Genomic DNA, 509 nt, shown 5'->3' on the forward strand with positions numbered 1-509 from the left:
GCCGACAATAACGGTCGCCCCTGTCGTGGTTAAAGCAGAGAAGGATTCAAAAAAAGCGTCAGTCACAGAAATGTTGGGATTATCTGCGATTAAAAATGGAAGCGAACCCGCGCTGCCCAAAACCGTCCAGAAAAGAACGACGATAAGAAAGCCATCACGTGATTTGAGCTCATGTTTATGCCGACGGTTAGGAAACCAACACATCGCTCCACAAAAAAGCAGCACAAAAAAAGTCGTGACAAAAGGTACACCAGCGCCGTCTCGATAAAGAAGCGCAACCAGTGCGGGTGCCAACATGGTGACACTAAAAAGCGCGAGCAAAAGCCCGACGATTCGAATAATTGAACGAAATTGCATGGATTGATTGACTAGCGAAGCTGTCCCTGTTGCTTCCTGGTTTTCATTATTGTCCGTCGAGTGGGGTTACAATTGCCTTTGCCCCACTTTTATTGATGATAGCTTGGGTAAACGCGCTCACTTCACGAAGCTCAATTTCCACCACTAATATT

The 509-nt window shown here is 46.4% G+C and carries 1 protein-coding gene and 1 pseudogene; both read right to left on the bottom strand.

The genetic code is table 11. The features are described from left to right. A partial coding sequence (locus tag R7Z50_RS31290) for a potassium transporter TrkG (protein ID WP_318150250.1) occupies positions 1-357 on the bottom strand: 357 nt, incomplete at its 3' end. 46 nt (positions 358-403) lie between these two features. Continuing rightward, a pseudogene (locus R7Z50_RS31295) lies at positions 404-509 on the bottom strand (YigZ family protein); the annotation flags it as partial.

This window comes from Vibrio sp. 1249-1 (assembly GCF_033340495.1).